Here is a 15,994-nt window from a genome sequence, read left to right as displayed (position 1 = left end):
TTTTCCAAAAACCTTTCAGGAACGCACAAAACCGTAGAGGGAGTGGCGAGCCGGGACAGAAACATCACGTCATCACGGCCTACATGACCCTCGCGGAGGGAGGGAGAAGAAGGAGAAGAGGGAGAAGAGGGAGAACACAGAACGCATAGAGCAGTGTGCAATTGCAACCGGAGCCTGCTCGCAACGGCACATATGTGTAGAGCTGACGTCGCTATACTGACAGAAACTATGCAGGCTACTCCGGCCGCTGACGGAACATCAGGGACCCTCTGGGACAGACGCTGGCCTGCCCGAGCCATCACGCCGCTGCGGTCCAGACCAGACGCGCTGCTCACCGTCGCTGGCGGTCTGGGCCAATGCATCGCGGCATGACCCACGGAGGCAGTTGCCCGGACGATGCCCGACCTCCGCGACCTTGATGAGCGTTTTTCCAGCCTGGCAGCCCACCGGACGCTGCTGGCGATTCGCAATGCCTACCTGTCGATACTGCCTTATGTGATTGTCATGGCCGCGCTGACCGTCGCGGCCAACCTCTTCCATTTTGCCGGTATCGATTCCGGGATGGCCTATTACATCAGCCATCTGGCGCGCTATCTGGGAGAGCTGTTTCCCGAGGTCATCCTGCTGTCCCTGAGCTGGTCGCTCAACAGTCATCATCGGGTACGCGCCCCAGCCGTCATGCTGGTCTCCCTGCCGGTGTTCTGGATCCTTTGCGGTTGGGACCAACTGGGTACCGAGGCCGGTCCACAAAGCCGCAGTCTGGGCGCGACCATCGCCATCTATCCGACCCTGCTGTTGACGCACGTCATGTTCAAGCTATTTGGCCGGGACGGCAGTGACTCGAGCGCAGGCAAGGTCGTCATGAGTCAACTGATCACCTTCAACCTGCGCTATGTGTTGCCAGGTGTGCTGTGCGTACTACTGGCGATCCTTCTACGCCTTGCCTTCGTCACCCTCTCCGACCGCTTCGCCCCTGGCATTCATGCTGCACTCGTCGACCGCATTCCCTATGGGGTCGAGGTCATCCTGTTCGTGATGTTCCTGCAGGTGCTATCGCTGTTTGCGATCCATGGCTATGCCACCATGCTCGGCGTCTATGAGTACCTGCATCACAAGAGCGCGCTGCTCGGCCTGCCGTCTCCAGAGTTCTTCACCTTGTACGCCACCCCGGGCGGGGCAGGCTCGGTGTTCTGCCTCATGCTGGTCATGCTGGTGGTCAGTTCACGCCGGGAGTACAAGGCGCTGGCGCGAATATCGGCGCCGCTGACCCTGTTCAACATCAGCGAGACGCTGGTGTTCGGCATCCCCCTAGTGTTCAACCTGCGCATGGCGTGGGCGTTCATCGCCGTGCCCACCGTCAATGCCGTCATCGCTTACACCGCCATGGCAGCAGGCTGGGTGGAGCCACACCCCAATAGCGTCCACTGGGCGGTGCCTTACCTGATCTCCAGCTACCTGGCCTTCGATGGCTTGTACCTGCCGTCCATTCTCTTGCAACTGACCTGCATCGGCTGTGGCGTCGCCATCTATACGGTGGCATGGCGACGCTACGTGTATCGAGAGCACTCAAGTCAGGATGACTATCCCGTCTTTCCCTCGCGCAAGGCCAGTGACTCTGCCTTCGGCGACGACGCGCTGGATATCGTGCTGATGGAAGAAAATGTCAGCCGTTGGAGCCGCGTCAAGCAGGCCGACCGCACCTTGAAGTGGCTGAGCGAGGGAGAACTGGAGCTGGTCTTTCAACCTGTCGTTGACGCCTCAACGTCCCGCATCCGTCATGTCGAGGCGCTATTGCGTTACCGTGATGCCCAGGGAAGACTCCACGCCCCGCTGTTTCTCGACGTGCTACGCCATCATCCCGGCGTGATGGAGGGCATAGAGTGCTGGGTGATTCGCGAAGCCTGCCAGCATGCGCTGCGATGGCACGAACAAGGGGTCAACAAGCGGCTGTTCATCAATGTGACGCCGCTGTTCTTTACCAGCGACAACGTCCGGCGCTGCTTCTATACGGCGCTCAACGAGGTCCCCGTCAATGCTCTGGGTATCGAAATCACGGAGCAGTCGCTACTGACGGACCTGCCCCAGACACTGTCCGATATCCACCTGTTTCAATCCATGGACGTGCAGTTCGCCCTGGACGACTTCGGCAGCGGTTACTCATCGTTCAACTATCTGAGTCAACTGACGGTCGATTTCGTCAAACTGGACAAGACCCTGATCGAGCACATCCATCATCCGCGCCAGGCCAGCATCGTGGCGTCCATTTACCAGCTGTGCCAGACCCTCCGCCTCCAGGTCATCTGCGAAGGCGTGGACGATCAGCGCAAGCAGGCCTTTCTGGCGACATTAGGTGTCCCGCTGGTGCAGGGGTTTCTGCTGTACCGACCGATGGAAGCCGCCGCCATGGAGGCATTACTGCGGGAGGAGCATCACCGCGAAGGTCCGACAAGCTAGCCTTCGCGGCAACACCAAGACCCGACGACGAAGATCCGTGGACCAGGCCTCAGGACAGCACAGGCAGCTTCATGTGGCGATTGACGTCCTTGTACAGCAGGTAGCGGAAGGGGCCAGGCCCACCGGCATAACAGGCCTGTGGGCAGAACGCCCTCAGCCACATGTAGTCACCGGCTTCCACTTCGACCCACTGCTGATTGAGATGGTAGACCGCCTTACCCTCCAGCACGTAGAGACCGTGTTCCATGACGTGGGTCTCATCGAAGGGGATCACGCCTCCGGGCTGGAAGGTCACCACCGTCACGTGCATATCGTGGCGCATGTCCTCGGGATCAACGAAGCGCGTGGTCGCCCAGACCTCGTTGCAGTCAGGCATGACCGTCGGCGCGATGTCGTTCTCGTTGGTCACGATCGGCTCCGGCAGATCGATACCATCAACCGCCTCATAGGCCTTGCGAATCCAGTGAAACCGCACGGCTTCCGTGCTGGAGTTGTGCAGCTGCCAATCACTACCGGGGGGGATAAACGCATAGCCTCCAGGCGTCATCACGTGCCGCTGGCCAGCGAGGGTCAATTCAAGCTGGCCTTCCACCACGAACAGCACGCCTTCGGCCTGGGGATTGGACTCGGGGCGCTCACTGCCCCCGCCTGGCCCGACCTCCATGATGTACTGGGAAAACGTCTCAGCAAAGCCAGACAGGGGGCGAGAGAGCACCCACAGGCGAGTGTTGTTCCAGTGCGGCAGCTTGCTGGTCACGATATCGCGATACACCCCCTTGGGGATGACCGCAAAGGCCTCGGTAAACATCGCTCGGTCAGTGGTCATGACCTTCTGCCCGGGATGGCCGCCATGAGGCGCGTAGTAGTGTCGTGTGGGACGAGAGTCACTCATCTTGGTTTCCTTGTCAGTCCAGTGTCACGCGCAGGTCGAGGGGGAACTCGTCACAGTTGTCGCCGTCCCCGCCGCGATCCACGACCAGAAACTCCCCTTCCCGGTCCAGCACCGACTGGATGGCATGCCAGGTACCTGCACGATAGTTCACACCCTGGCGACCGTCGGTCACGAACGCGCGCACCTGGTCAGCTTCAATGGCATCCCCTGGGGGAGCAACGACAATGATGAAACGCTCTTCGTGCAGCGGCATGAAGGCCTGGCTGCCCAGCGGATGACGCTCGAGAAAGCTCAGCGTCAGCGGCAGCTCGATCGGCTGGCTGACGAACAGGCTGATCATTGGCCGGGCGTTATCACCCAGCGTCTCGATCGCGACCAGGTCATGATGACGCTGGGTGCGCCCGGCATTGATCGGAAAAGACGATGACGTGCGTGCGTCGATGACATCGCCAAAGGGGGCAAAGGCCTCGGCCGTCAGCGGCCGCGCAATCAGTTCTAGCATGGGAATTCCTGGGTCTCGTGGCGGGCTTCAACGCCCGTGCAGCATGACGCTATCCGACGTCTTCAGCCAATCGGCGCGGGGGAAGGCGCCGGAAAATGCTCAGCCCAGTGGCGTGCGATGTCCACTCGGCGCGTCACCCACACCCGATCATGCGCCTCGATATGGTCAAGGAAGCGCTGCAACGCGCGGAACCGCCCGGGGCGACCGATCAAGCGGCAGTGCAGACCGACCGACAGCATCTTGGGTGACTCATCACCCTCGGCATAGAGGACATCAAAGGCGTCACGCAGGTAGGTGAAAAAGTGGTCAGCGGTGTTGAAGCCTTGCGGCGCCGCAAAGCGCATATCATTGCTGTCCAGAGTATAGGGCACCACGAGATGGGGGTGCTGCTGGCCCTGGCTGTCCGCTTCACAGGTCCAGAAAGGCAGATCATCACCGTAATAGTCGCTGTCGTACAGAAAGCCACCTTCGTCCAGCACCAAGCGACGAGTGTTGGGGCTATCACGCCCGGTGTACCAGCCTAGCGGGCGTTCGCCGTAAAGCCGCTCGAAGATCTCGATGGCCTTGCGCATATGTTCCCGCTCCACCTTCTCGGACACCTGCTGATAATGAATCCAGCGATAGCCGTGACAGGCAATCTCATGGCCCAGTTCCTTGAAGGCCAACGCCAGCTCAGGGTGACGCTCAAGCGCCATGGCGACCCCGAACACCGTCAGCGGCATGCCGCGGCGCTCGAACTCTCTCAGAACCCGCCACACGCCTGCCCGGGAGCCATATTCGTAGATCGACTCCATGCTCAAGTGACGGTCTGGGTAGCTGTCGGCACCAATGATCTCAGACAGGAACTGCTCGGATCCCGCATCACCGTGCAATACGCAGTTCTCCCCACCCTCTTCGTAATTGAGCACAAACTGAACGGCAATCTTCGCCCTGCCTGGCCAGTTGGCATGGGGCGGCGTGCGGCCATAGCCGACAAGATCCCTGGGATAGGCGGTTGTTGTCATGATGTCTTCTCCTGAAAGCCAGTGGGCGCATCCAGCGCTTGCTCGGACTGATCGGTCCAGCGGACATAGGGCCTGGGGCAAGGCGCAAGGCGCAAGGCGCAAGGCGCACAGCGCTTCGACACAGTGTTTCGACCTGGCGCGCAGACCTGACGCATAGACCTAGCGCTTAACACACAGGGGCGTCATGTCACCGATATGGCGCACTGCCGCCCGGCACTCTCGGCCGCGCCTCATTATGTATACAAAAGAAAGATAGACTGTACTCAAGCCACGAGCAACCACTCTATCGTCGAAGATCGGACTCGCTCTTCCTCAACTACGCGGCTCCAGTCGGGTCTTCCATCCCGGTCTTCAGACCCATACTTCAAGCCGCCCTCCAGCACCGCTCTCAGGCATTGTCCTAAGTGCTTGAACCGACGGGCCAGCCGACGCGACCTGAGATTGCCGCCCCGTGTGAACGCTGCGCCCAGCGGCCCTCGACCAGGCGGCGCCATCAATTGTATACACCTTGCTAACGGCATCGTCCTCACATGCTAACAAAGATCGTCGTCAATATGCTGAAACGACGGGAAGCAATCGGTGACTGCACCATAAAAAATCTCTTAACCATTGTTTTTTAAAGCAATTTAAAACCAAGCATTACCTGGCATCTTTCGACTTGATACGTATTCGATGTAGCACTATTTTGTGTACAAAGAGATATCGATTCGTTCAAGAAGGTAGCGAGCATGCACGTACACCTGATCAACCCCAATACGACTGATGCGATGACAGAGACCATCCGTCTCGCCGCAACGGACATCGCCGGCCCCGCGACTCGCGTGACTGCCTCGCAGCCCGCCAGTGGGCCTGTCTCCATTGAAGGTCACTTTGACGAGGCCATCAGCGCTGTCGGGGTTGTCGAAGAGGTCCTGAGAATGGATCGTGAGACCCAGGTCGATGCCTACGTGGTGGCGTGCTTCGGTGATCCTGGGCTGCTGGCCGCTCGCGAAGCGACTCGGGCACCAGTCATCGGCATCGCAGAAGCGGCCTTTCATATGGCAAGCCTGATCAGCACTCGCTTCTCGGTGGTCACCACCCTGCCACGCACGGTGATCATCGCCGAACACCTGCTGGACCAGTACGGCTTCCGCCACCAGTGTCGGCGTGTCCGTGCGGCCGATATCCCGGTGCTGGATCTTGAACAGGACGGCGATCGCGCCCTTGCCAAGATTATCGAAGAAGGGCGCCGCGCCAAGCAGGAGGATGGCATCGGCGCCATCGTTCTCGGCTGCGGCGGCATGGCAGATCTGACCGACACCATCAGCCGAGAGGTCGGCCTGCCGGTGGTTGAGGGGGTGACGTCAGCGGTCAAGCTGGCCGAGGCATTGGTCGGGCTGGGACTTGCTACCAGCAAGACCGGTGACCTGGCGTTCCCCCGGCCCAAGCCCTTCGTCGGCCACTATCAGCACCTGTCACACCTCACATTTACTCAGGAATAGCATAGGCACCAGCCACCTGCTTCCCGCCAGGCCCTTACCGCTCCGGGCCCTGCCTGCGGTCAATAATAATCCACAATAAGCGAGGTCCTCGATGACCACTTCCACCTCTCGGCCGGACGCCCCCCAAGGCATCGCCCCGGCCGCCACCAAAAGCCTCGGCGATGAGTCTCTTGCGCCTCAGAAAACTCGCATCATGGGGCGCACCTCCTACCTGCTGGCCTGGTTCGGGGGCTGTGTCTCCATTGGTACCTTTACCATGGGGTCCAGTGTCGTCGGCACGCTCAACCTGATCCAGGCCACGGTAGCGATTGCCATCGGCTGCTTTATCATCGGTATCGCCCTTGCCCTGAACGGTGCCGCTGGATACAAGTACGGCATTCCCTTCATGGTCCAGGCGCGCAGCGCCTTCGGCTTTCAGGGCACCCGCTTACCCGGCTTGGTGCGAGCCGTTCCGGCGATTGTCTGGTACGGCTTCCAGAGCTGGATTGGGGCCGGCGCACTGAATCTGGTGTCTGCCACCCTGTTCGGCTATGACAACCTGATCGTGTTCTTCATCGCTTTCCAGTTTGTGCAGATCGGCCTTTCGGTGCTGGGCTTTCAGGGCATCAAGTGGCTTGAGAACGTGGGCAGCGCCTTCATCCTGGCGTCGCTGGTGTACATGTTCTACAGCACCGTGGCCCGGTACGGTGACACGCTGTCGGCCAATCTGGTCACCATGGAGGGCTCATGGGGCCTGCCCTTCTGGGGGGCTACCATGCTGTTTCTGGGCATCTACTCGACCATGATGCTCAACGTCAGCGATTACTCACGAGAGCACGTCGAAGGCTCGGGTCCCGGCCTGCTGACGACCCTCTACGCCATGTCGATACTGCCCTGCACGCTGTTCATGGGCCTGATTGGCTTCATGGTGTCCGAGGCGACCGGCGTGGCCGATCCGATACGCGTGTTTGCCAACGCCGTCGACAACACCCCTCTGCTGATGACCACCCTGCTGTTCATCGCCTTCGCTCAGGTGACCACCAATGTCCTCAACAATGTGGTACCGCCAACCTACGTGCTGATGGACACCTTCAAGCTGAGTTACCGCAAGGCCTCGGTCGTCGTTGGTCTATTGGCGTTCGCCACCTTCCCCTGGGAGTTGGTCAAGGATGAGTCAGCTGCTGGCCTGCAGGTGTTCGTACAGACCTATTCCGCCTTTCTCGGCCCCATCTTTGCCGTACTGGTGGTGGACTACTACCTGATTCGCCGGCGCACCCTGGACCTGGACAAGCTCTACGATCCGAATGGCCCCTACCGTGGCGTCAATCTGGCGGCCTTCATTGCCACCGCCGTAGGCGTCGTGGCGGCCTTCAGCTTCTCCACCATTTCCTGGTACGCCAGTCTGATTCCCGCGGGCCTCACCTATCTGCTGTTGATGCGCTACTGGCAAGGTTGCCAGCGCTTCAACCAGTAAGCGTACTGCAACGGCGAGGTGACTGACCTCGCCTTGCCTTTTCCGGCTGACAGCAACGCATCATGACATCCGCCTGACGCTATCCAACAACAAGAGTGATCCCCATGGCCGATTCCGACCTGACCCTCGATACCACGAGGGTCGACCCGAGCCTCTACAACCACGACCTGGCCCCGCTCCCCCACTCACGGCGCAGCTGGGGAGCCTTCGAAATCTTCAATGTCTGGTCCAACGATATTCAAAGCCTGTTTGGCTACACCCTGGCAGCCTCGTTGTTTCTGTCCTACAACCTCAGCGGCTGGGCGGTGATGGCAGCGATCATGCTGGCCGGCTTGATCGTGATGTTTCTGGTCAACCTGACCGGTGCCCCGAGCGTTCGCTACGGCATCCCCTTCCCGGTCATGGTCCGCGCCAGCCTCGGGGTTAGAGGTTCCAACCTGCCGGCTCTGCTGCGCGCCATCGTCGGTATTTTCTGGTATGGCGTGCAGACCTACTTTGCCTCCACCGCCGTCACGCTGATGATTACCGCCCTTATCGGCACGGATGGAGGGGAAGGCGTGCTTGGCCTGTCACCCGTCGCCTGGCTGTCGTTTGTGCTGGTGTGGCTGTTCCAGATCGCCATCTTCTGGTCCGGCATCGAGCGCATCAAGCACTTCCTGAACTGGGCAGGCCCGCTGGTCTACGTGGTCATGGTCGTGCTGATGCTGATTGTCTGGTGGCAAGCCGGCAGCGAGCTGCTGCCTGCCGTCGGGAGCATCTTCTCGACCAGCGGCGAGGATAGCGGAGGCCTATCTGCCTTTGCTGCCGTGGTCGGGACCATGGTCGCCTACTTTGCCGCCGTCGTGATCAACTTCGGGGATTTCACCCGCTTCGTACAAAGCGAGCGCCAGATGAAGCTGGGCAACCTGCTGGGCCTGCCCTTGAACGTGGCCTTCTTTTCCTTCATCGCGCTGATCATCACCGCCGGCACCCTGGTACTGTTCGGCGAGGCGCTGACCAACCCCACCGATATCGTCGATCGTGTCGATGCCTTGCCCCTGACGCTGCTGGCCGCCGTCACGTTTTTCGCCGCTACCGTCGGCATCAACCTGGTGGCCAATTTCATCCCCCCTGCCTATGACCTGGCGAACCTATTCCCGCGGCATATCAGCTTCAAGGTCGGCGGCCTGATCACTGCCTGCGTCGCCTTTTTTGTCGGCGCACTGTGGGTCTCGGTCATCAGCCAAATTGGCGTGCCGGGCTTCGTCAACGCGCTAGGCGCCATCGTCGCGCCCTTCTACGGCATCATCGTTGTCGACTTCTATCTGATCAAAGGCGGCAAGCTCGATGTGCAGGCACTGTTTTCCGCCAAGCAGGGCGATGCCTATACCTACACCAACGGTTGGAACCTGCGGGCCGTGGCCGCCTTCGCCTTGGCCGCGGTGTTTTCTCTGGCGACGGTGATCGTTCCTGCCCTGCAAGGACTTGCAGGTTTTGGCTGGATGATGGGCGCCGCCCTCGGGGGCGTGCTGTATTTTGCCCTGATGCACCAGTACCGGGTCCCGCAACCGGCTCACTAGGCGACCAAGACGATGACACCATGCCCTTCCCGGCCTGGCCCGGGGAGGGCCTGCTGTGCACGTACTTCCTCCTCCCCAAAGACGTAAGCTCTTGCCTACTATCTCTACCCGCACGACCAACCCCTTCCCCAGCCTGCACGACAAAGCACACAACGCAGCCAAGATGACATCTCGCTGTCATCGCCTCTGCCCATTGTCATCCTCACGCCCTGCCGTCCCACGAGCAAGGCATGCCCACCTCAGAGGATGCACAATGACCACCCCTTCCCCCTCGCTATCGGTTCCTATGGTGCTTCGCCCATCAGGGCTGAGCCTGGCCTTTGCGGTACTTCTCTTCGCTACCGTCGGCTACTTTCTGTTCTGGGGCTTCGGCTACACCCAGGGCCACTTTCCGCTGGTATTCACCCTGGCCACCCTGTTCGGGGTGTTCATGGCCTTCAATATCGGCGGCAATGATGTGGCCAATTCCTTCGGCACCAGCGTCGGCGCAGGAACCTTGTCGATCAAGCAGGCCTTGCTGGTGGCGGCGGTGTTCGAGGTCAGCGGTGCGGTCATCGCAGGCGGAGAGGTCACCGATACGATCCGCAAGGGCATCGTCGATCTGTCGGGCATGACGGTCGCGCCGATGGACTTCGTCTTCATCATGATGTCGGCACTGGTAGCCGCCGCCCTGTGGCTACTGTTTGCCAGCAAGAAAGGCTATCCGGTCTCCACCACCCATTCGATCATCGGTGCCATTGTGGGCTCGTCCATCGTGCTCGGAACCATGACCCCAGGGGTCGACAGCCTTGGCCTGGTGCAGTGGGGCAAGATCTGGCAGATCGCTATCTCCTGGGTGCTGTCACCGGTGCTGGGGGGACTGATGTCATATGCGCTGTTCAGCATGATCAGGAAACACATCCTCAACTATAACGATGAGGCGGAGCAGCGTCTGAAGGCGATCAAGCGCGAGAAATACGAGAATGATCGTCGCCATAAGGAGGCCTTCGAGCGCCTGTCAGAGATCCAGAAGATTTCCTATACCCATGCCATGACCCGGGACGTTCAGGTCTACCATGACCAGGACTACCAGGATGATGAGCGTGCCGAATTCGAGTCAGACTACTTCAAGGAGCTCAAGCGGATCGAGCGCCAGCGCGAGGATATCGATGCCCATCGTGCCCTGCAGAACTGGGTGCCCCTGGTCGCCGCCGGCGGAGCCATGATCATCTCGGCCATGCTGCTGTTCAAGGGCTTCAAGCATCTCGACCTGGGACTGACGACGCTTAATAACTACCTGATCATGGGCATGATCGGTGCCGTGGTATGGATGGCCACGTTTATCTTTGCCAAGACGCTCAAGGGCACCTCGCTGTCCCGCTCGACCTTCCTGATGTTCAGCTGGATGCAGGTCTTTACCGCGGCGGGGTTTGCCTTTAGCCATGGCTCCAACGATATCGCCAATGCCATCGGCCCCTTCGCCGCCATCCTTGACGTACTGCGTACTGGCGCCATTGGCGCCGAAGCGACCATCCCTCCGATCGCCATGATCACCTTCGGGATCGCCCTTATCGTCGGTCTCTGGTTTATCGGCAAGGAGGTGATCCAGACCGTCGGACACAATCTGACCGCCATGCATCCGGCATCCGGGTTTGCGGCAGAGCTGGCGGCGGCAGGCGTCGTGATGCTGGCTTCCATCATGGGCCTGCCGGTGTCCAGTACACACATCCTGATCGGCGCGGTGCTGGGCATTGGCCTGGTCAACCATCAGACCAACTGGCAGCTGATGAAACCCATCGGCCTGGCCTGGGTCATCACGCTACCGGCAGCAGGCCTGATCAGCGCCATCGCCTTCGTGACGCTGCGTACCCTGTTCGGCTAAACCTGTCGGCCTTTCCCAGCGGGCCACGATAGGCTGCAGGACACAATAGGTTGCAGGCCCAGCGCGAGGCGATGCGTTGGCGCTCTACAGAGGTCGATCCCGCACTACCAACGAAAAGCCCCGAACCATCTGCTGATGATTCGGGGCTTTTTGGGGTGTTGTGGAGCTATGTTGGGGCGTCGCTTGGCGGTGTCAGCGGGAAAAGATCTCGAACAGGTTGGGTGCTTCGTTCTCTTCTTCGACGATGGACAGGGACGCTTCGATGGCTTTCAGGTGCCGACCCATAAATGCTGCGGCGCGCTCAGCCTTGCCCTCGGCCAGGAAATTGATGAGGTCCTGATGGTCATGGGACTCACAGCCCAGGTGACCGGTGTTACCGTACACCGCCAGAATCAGGGAGCTGCGAGAACACAGACGCTCAACGAAGTCGGCCAGTGTCCGATTGCCGGACAGCCTGGCCAGATAGGTATGAAAATCCGCCGACAGCCTGATGGCCACGCTTTGCTGCCCAGTGCGCAGTGCATCGCGTTCACGTCGCGCCATCTCACGCAGCGTGTCGATATCAGCGCTGGTAATCCTTCTCGCAATGTCGGGCATCAGCCCGCACTCCACCATCTGGCGCGCATCGAACACGTCCTTGGCCTCGTCAGCGGTAGGACGCGTCACGCTGGCGCCGCGACGTGGCGTCAGGGTCACCAGCTCCTCCAGCGCAAGACGTTGGAGGATCTTGCGGATGCCGGTTCGGCTGACACCGAACACGTCCGACAGGGCATCCTCGCGCAGGCGGGCTCCCGGCTTCAGCCGGTGCTCGATGATGGCATCACTGATGGACCGATGAATCGCTTCATGTCGCTCGGCGCCATCACCGTTCTTGCCCTGGCGCGGCGACGACGTGGCAGATGGCGACGCTTTTACGCGCTGATTCATCAGCATAGCCCTCAGAGTCAGTATGTCGTTATTGTATACGACATACGCCATCAACAAGAACCATCACCACCCGCTTGCTCTCCACGCTTGCCCCCGCACGGTGTCACTCTCCCCAGTTGGCGATCAAGGTACGTTCGTCGTCGGTCATTTGCGTCAGATTCCCGAGTGGCATGTAGCCACTGGCGACCACTTGTTGAATCTGTGCCTTGTGTTGTTGGGTCTGAGCCTCAGTGTCCAGCGCGACACCCAAGGGAGGAGCAGAGAACCCGGGATGAGAAGGTTGGGCCGCGTGACAACTGACGCAGCGCTCCTCCATGACCGCATGCACTCGTGCCAGAGGCGTCGCCCCTCCGTCGCTTGACGCCACCACTGAGCTGTCAGAGGAGGAAGAGGAGACCACCGAACCACTTGCCAGCCACGGACTTCCCACTGCGAAGGCCAGCAGGATCAGCGCCACGCCAATGATCGGATAGCCAGGCTTGTGCTGACCACTATGCATCAACACAAAATACTGACGAATCAATGCCCCGCCAAAGATCAGCAGAGCCATGATTACCCAGGCCCAGTCGTTGCTGTAGGCAAAGGAATAGTGGTTGCTGATCATCAACAGCACCACCGGCAACGTAAAGTAAGTGTTGTGGACCGAGCGCTGCTTGCCGCGCTTGCCGTCAAGCGGGTTCGGTGCCTCACCGGCCTTCATCGCTTTGACCATGCGGCGCTGGCCAGGGATGATCCAGAAGAAGACGTTGGCAGACATGGCCGTCGCCATGACGGCACCGGTCAGCAGAAATGCCGCGCGCCCCGCAAAGATATGCACGCTAAGGTAGGCCACGACCACCATCATGACGGCCACCCCCACACTCAAGAGACCATCCCGCTCCATATTGGGGCTGACACGCTTGCACATCTCGTTGTAGACCACCCAGCCACCCAGCAGGAACAGCAATGCCACGATATTGGCCTGCCACCCCGTCATGTTGGCCGCCCACTGCCATGGGCTGTTGGGGTTGACCAGATAGAAGCCGGGATTCGCCATATACAAAATGACAAACAGGGCAAAGCCTGACAGCCACGTCGTGTACGCCTTCCAGAACGACCAGTGGAGATCATCCGGCAATTTCGCCGGAGCAGTCGCATACTTCTGGTTGTGGTAGAAACCGCCACCGTGGACGGCCCACATCTCGCCAAACACGCCCTTGCTGCGATCTTCCTCCGCCTTGGGGGTCTTCAACGAGTTGTCGAGCATGACGAAATAGATGGACTCACCGATCCAGGCAACGGCGGCAATGACATGGAGCCAGCGCAGCATGAAGTTGCTCACGTCCAACAGATAAGATGACATAGTCCTAATCCCGGCTGTTTATTATTGGAAAGCAGAGGGCTGCCCGAGTGCAGACACGTCGCGGCCCCTGGGCGAAGCGCTGCATACATCAACCGAGCAAAACAATGCGCTCGGCGCCAGCAGCTCGGTCCCCGAAGCCTCTATTCCAATGAGGTGTTCAAGCGGCGCGCAACGCAGCCATTCGCCCCGGCGAGCATGTCTGCAGTGCGTTCTCAGCTGCCCCGATAGGTGGAGTAGCTGTAGGGCGAGAGCAGCAACGGTACGTGGTAGTGCTCAGCGGCATCGGCAATCCCGAAACGCAACGGAATACGATCGAGGAAACGAGGCTCGCGAGCCTCGATGCCTTGAGCGCGCAGATAGTCGCCTGCGTGGAATACCAGCTCGTATTCCCCTTCGATGAGGTCACTGCCCTCTAGAATCGGATGATCACAACGTCCGTCGTCGTTGGTGATCACATCGCCCAAATGTACGCGACGGTCTCCTTCAAGGCGGAAGAGCTCGATACGAATTCCTTGGCCAGGGCGGCCAAGCGCTGTGTCCAGTACATGCGTCGTCAGGCGTCCCATCATGATCCTCACTTATGGTGGTCAGTCTTTAGGTAAACCGTCATCAGGTGGTCAGTCACGTTGGCCGCACCGATCAAGCAAGCGCAGGCCAGGACGTCAACCGGCAAGACGAAGAGACCGATATCATGGTAAACATCATTGATCGAATGTAGAGTACATTTCAAACAATTTTTTGTATACAGTTTGAAAGAGCGAAGTCGCAGCGAGATCGCCGCCTCGTCTTCAGCCGCCCATCACCGGTAGCCGAGCCGACGAACCACCCCGCTATCCTCAGATCACAGGAGCCAGCGAATGCCCACCCTCAGCGAACGTCCCAGCCAGATGGACCAACAGCGTTTTGTCGATACTTACGGAGACGTCTTCGAGCACTCACCTTGGGTGGCGGAACGCGCCTTTGCTCGGGGGCTCGCCACCGAGCACGATGACCCGGCGCAGCTAGCCCACCTCATGGGCGAGGTGCTGCTGGAGGCATCACCCGAGGAACAATTGCAGGTCATTCGCGCTCACCCCGACCTGGCGGGCAAGGCTGCCGCCGCGGGCGAGCTGACAGACGATTCCACCCGCGAACAAGCGGGAGCAGGCCTGGACCAGTGCACCCCAGAAGAACTCGCCCGATTTACCCGACTCAATGATGCCTACAAGGCACGCTTTGGCTTTCCCTTCATCATGGCGGTCAAGGGCGGCAATCGTCATACCATCCTGGCAGCCTTTGAGCAGCGACTGGACAACAGCGCCGAGCAGGAGCGCCACGAGGCCGTCATTCAAATCAACCGTATCGCTCGCTTTCGGCTGGAGGCACGAGCTCAATAGGCGTAAAAGCGGCCGTACCGGCACCGCCTGGCGATACGGCCCTCTATTGATTAAGACCTGCGATTCAGGCCTGCGCTCAGCGCATGGCTCGGCCCGGAAAAATAGCCCGCAACATAGCCCGCAACATAGCCCGCAACATAGCCCGCAACATAGCTGGGCAGATTCGCTCTGTCTGAAGCCAGGGAAGCCAGACAGAAAACGGCCCGTCGTCCTTACGACGGGCCGTCTGTCGTCCTGTGGCTCTGCCAAGCAGCAGCACGCTGTCTCGGGAGGCGACTGCGTCGTCAGCGCATTGCCGACCAGGCCATCTTCACGCCGCTCATTCTGATCAGCGCTCCGGGCTTGATCGGATCCGATGGGGCGATCAGCGCTGCGCAGCTGGCGGTATCCGATGCCTTGTCACGACTATTCAAGACTCGTCCTTGGGTACATCCAGAGCCTGGCGGGCGACCGTCTGGCACTTTTCCTGATATTCCTTGCTCAGCGTAAACAGCTCTTCGCCTTCCACTCTCAAGGTCTCACCAATGGCTGACAGCGTTTCCTGCTGTGCCTGACTGGCATTGCGAAGACTCTCAGCATCGCTGACCTCGCACCAGGTACGCGCCTGAGCGATGCCAGCCTTGACCGCCGAGTCGATGGCCTTGAAGCGTACATCGAGCATTTTCTGTGAATACTCCAGTGTCAGCAGGCTGCTTTCGCGCCAGGGGGTGAATAGCGTGTCCATGGAGGGAATCATCTTGTCGATGGACGGCATGGCCTTGTTGTTGCTCATTTCGGTGTCTCCCTAGGAAGTCAGCCAGCACGCCAGAACATCGGTCAGGGCGACTCATGACTCACGCTTGCGTCTGCCCAGCCAGACAAGTGCTGCCTGTAATATATCGCGTCTTCAAACGAGCATAATTTAGTCTCGCCACATGAAGACTAGAACGCCCCATGCTGCGCCGCAACATCATATAAGACATATACGCGGGATCCGCCCCCTTCGGGGCCGAGGCGGTCAGCTATGGCAGCGGCACTCACCATCACATCGAGTGCCAGCCTCATCTGACCATAGCAAGAGGAAAGTGACGCACCGGTGACAATCCGTTATCCGAGGGCTGGCGGCTCGTATTCGTACACTTTGTAAGAAAAGACGACATCGCG

The 15,994-nt window shown here is 59.9% G+C and carries 14 protein-coding genes; 6 read left to right on the top strand and 8 right to left on the bottom strand.

Features of this window, described 5'->3' with window-relative positions; translation table 11 throughout:
- Positions 1 to 396: 396 nt before the first annotated feature.
- Positions 397 to 2,454, top strand: coding sequence for an EAL domain-containing protein (locus tag KUV45_RS12930; protein WP_222161722.1), 2,058 nt, complete (start codon positions 397 to 399; stop codon positions 2,452 to 2,454).
- 49 nt (positions 2,455 to 2,503) lie between these two features.
- Here KUV45_RS12930 and KUV45_RS12925 read toward each other — a convergent pair whose 3' ends face one another.
- The 3 genes from KUV45_RS12925 to puuE form a co-directional block, all read right to left on the bottom strand.
- Entirely contained in the window at positions 2,504 to 3,346 is an 843-nt protein-coding gene (locus tag KUV45_RS12925; protein WP_206939840.1) for a bifunctional allantoicase/(S)-ureidoglycine aminohydrolase, read from the bottom strand.
- Positions 3,347 to 3,359: 13 nt separating this feature from the next.
- Positions 3,360 to 3,848, bottom strand: a complete 489-nt coding sequence (locus KUV45_RS12920; RefSeq protein WP_206939842.1) for an ureidoglycolate lyase — start codon at positions 3,846 to 3,848, stop codon at positions 3,360 to 3,362.
- A gap of 62 nt (positions 3,849 to 3,910) precedes the next feature.
- Positions 3,911 to 4,852, bottom strand: coding sequence for an allantoinase PuuE (gene puuE / locus KUV45_RS12915; RefSeq protein ID WP_206939844.1), 942 nt, complete (start codon positions 4,850 to 4,852; stop codon positions 3,911 to 3,913).
- A gap of 728 nt (positions 4,853 to 5,580) precedes the next feature.
- Between puuE and KUV45_RS12910 the strand changes: the two genes are divergently transcribed.
- The 4 genes from KUV45_RS12910 to KUV45_RS12895 all read left to right on the top strand — a co-directional run bounded on the left by KUV45_RS12910 (position 5,581) and on the right by KUV45_RS12895 (position 11,206).
- Complete coding sequence (locus KUV45_RS12910) at positions 5,581 to 6,333, top strand: aspartate/glutamate racemase family protein (protein WP_222161721.1); 753 nt, start codon at positions 5,581 to 5,583, stop codon at positions 6,331 to 6,333.
- 91 nt (positions 6,334 to 6,424) lie between these two features.
- Entirely contained in the window at positions 6,425 to 7,786 is a 1,362-nt protein-coding gene (locus KUV45_RS12905; RefSeq protein WP_206939848.1) for an NCS1 family transporter, read from the top strand.
- Positions 7,787 to 7,890: 104 nt separating this feature from the next.
- Positions 7,891 to 9,345 (top strand): NCS1 family nucleobase:cation symporter-1, encoded by a 1,455-nt coding sequence (locus tag KUV45_RS12900; RefSeq protein ID WP_206939850.1) that lies wholly within the window; start codon positions 7,891 to 7,893, stop codon positions 9,343 to 9,345.
- Positions 9,346 to 9,598: 253 nt separating this feature from the next.
- Entirely contained in the window at positions 9,599 to 11,206 is a 1,608-nt protein-coding gene (locus tag KUV45_RS12895) for an inorganic phosphate transporter (RefSeq protein ID WP_222161720.1), read from the top strand.
- A 192-nt stretch (positions 11,207 to 11,398) separates the two neighbouring features.
- Here KUV45_RS12895 and KUV45_RS12890 read toward each other — a convergent pair whose 3' ends face one another.
- The 3 genes from KUV45_RS12890 to uraH form a co-directional block, all read right to left on the bottom strand.
- Positions 11,399 to 12,133 carry a GntR family transcriptional regulator gene (locus KUV45_RS12890; RefSeq protein WP_206939854.1) on the bottom strand — a complete coding sequence of 245 codons (735 nt, stop codon included), beginning with the start codon at positions 12,131 to 12,133 and terminating at the stop codon, positions 11,399 to 11,401.
- A gap of 103 nt (positions 12,134 to 12,236) precedes the next feature.
- On the bottom strand, positions 12,237 to 13,475 hold the full coding sequence (locus KUV45_RS12885) for a urate hydroxylase PuuD (RefSeq protein WP_222161719.1): 1,239 nt from the start codon (positions 13,473 to 13,475) through the stop codon (positions 12,237 to 12,239).
- A 212-nt stretch (positions 13,476 to 13,687) separates the two neighbouring features.
- On the bottom strand, positions 13,688 to 14,041 hold the full coding sequence (gene uraH, locus KUV45_RS12880) for a hydroxyisourate hydrolase (RefSeq protein ID WP_222162089.1): 354 nt from the start codon (positions 14,039 to 14,041) through the stop codon (positions 13,688 to 13,690).
- A 291-nt stretch (positions 14,042 to 14,332) separates the two neighbouring features.
- Between uraH and uraD the strand changes: the two genes are divergently transcribed.
- Positions 14,333 to 14,851 carry a 2-oxo-4-hydroxy-4-carboxy-5-ureidoimidazoline decarboxylase gene (uraD, locus tag KUV45_RS12875; protein ID WP_222161718.1) on the top strand — a complete coding sequence of 173 codons (519 nt, stop codon included), beginning with the start codon at positions 14,333 to 14,335 and terminating at the stop codon, positions 14,849 to 14,851.
- A 284-nt stretch (positions 14,852 to 15,135) separates the two neighbouring features.
- Here uraD and KUV45_RS20325 read toward each other — a convergent pair whose 3' ends face one another.
- Both KUV45_RS20325 and KUV45_RS12870 read right to left on the bottom strand, forming a co-directional pair.
- A complete protein-coding gene (locus tag KUV45_RS20325; RefSeq protein WP_261315947.1) occupies positions 15,136 to 15,264 on the bottom strand; it encodes a hypothetical protein in 129 nt (42 codons plus the stop codon).
- Complete coding sequence (locus KUV45_RS12870) at positions 15,261 to 15,623, bottom strand: hypothetical protein (protein WP_206939861.1); 363 nt, start codon at positions 15,621 to 15,623, stop codon at positions 15,261 to 15,263. The genes KUV45_RS20325 and KUV45_RS12870 overlap by 4 nt, the downstream gene beginning before the upstream one ends.
- Positions 15,624 to 15,994 lie beyond the last annotated feature (371 nt).

The sequence above is a fragment of the Halomonas sp. DP3Y7-2 genome (assembly GCF_019800795.1).
GTDB lineage: Bacteria > Pseudomonadota > Gammaproteobacteria > Pseudomonadales > Halomonadaceae > Halomonas > Halomonas litopenaei_A.
This window is presented reverse-complemented; position numbering and strand designations above follow the sequence as displayed.

Bases quoted from the DNA above. Each gene is read 5' to 3' on its own strand.
- KUV45_RS12885 (WP_222161719.1), bottom strand. From the start codon at position 13,475: ATGTCATCTTATCTGTTGGACGTGAGCAACTTCATGCTGCGCTGGCTC.
- KUV45_RS12925 (WP_206939840.1), bottom strand. From the start codon at position 3,346: ATGAGTGACTCTCGTCCCACACGACACTACTACGCGCCTCATGGCGGC.
- KUV45_RS12930 (WP_222161722.1), top strand. From the start codon at position 397: ATGCCCGACCTCCGCGACCTTGATGAGCGTTTTTCCAGCCTGGCAGCC.
- KUV45_RS12920 (WP_206939842.1), bottom strand. From the start codon at position 3,848: ATGCTAGAACTGATTGCGCGGCCGCTGACGGCCGAGGCCTTTGCCCCC.
- puuE (WP_206939844.1), bottom strand. From the start codon at position 4,852: ATGACAACAACCGCCTATCCCAGGGATCTTGTCGGCTATGGCCGCACG.
- KUV45_RS12890 (WP_206939854.1), bottom strand. From the start codon at position 12,133: ATGAATCAGCGCGTAAAAGCGTCGCCATCTGCCACGTCGTCGCCGCGC.
- KUV45_RS12895 (WP_222161720.1), top strand. From the start codon at position 9,599: ATGACCACCCCTTCCCCCTCGCTATCGGTTCCTATGGTGCTTCGCCCA.
- KUV45_RS12905 (WP_206939848.1), top strand. From the start codon at position 6,425: ATGACCACTTCCACCTCTCGGCCGGACGCCCCCCAAGGCATCGCCCCG.
- KUV45_RS12870 (WP_206939861.1), bottom strand. From the start codon at position 15,623: ATGAGCAACAACAAGGCCATGCCGTCCATCGACAAGATGATTCCCTCC.
- uraH (WP_222162089.1), bottom strand. From the start codon at position 14,041: ATGGGACGCCTGACGACGCATGTACTGGACACAGCGCTTGGCCGCCCT.
- uraD (WP_222161718.1), top strand. From the start codon at position 14,333: ATGCCCACCCTCAGCGAACGTCCCAGCCAGATGGACCAACAGCGTTTT.
- KUV45_RS12900 (WP_206939850.1), top strand. From the start codon at position 7,891: ATGGCCGATTCCGACCTGACCCTCGATACCACGAGGGTCGACCCGAGC.
- KUV45_RS12910 (WP_222161721.1), top strand. From the start codon at position 5,581: ATGCACGTACACCTGATCAACCCCAATACGACTGATGCGATGACAGAG.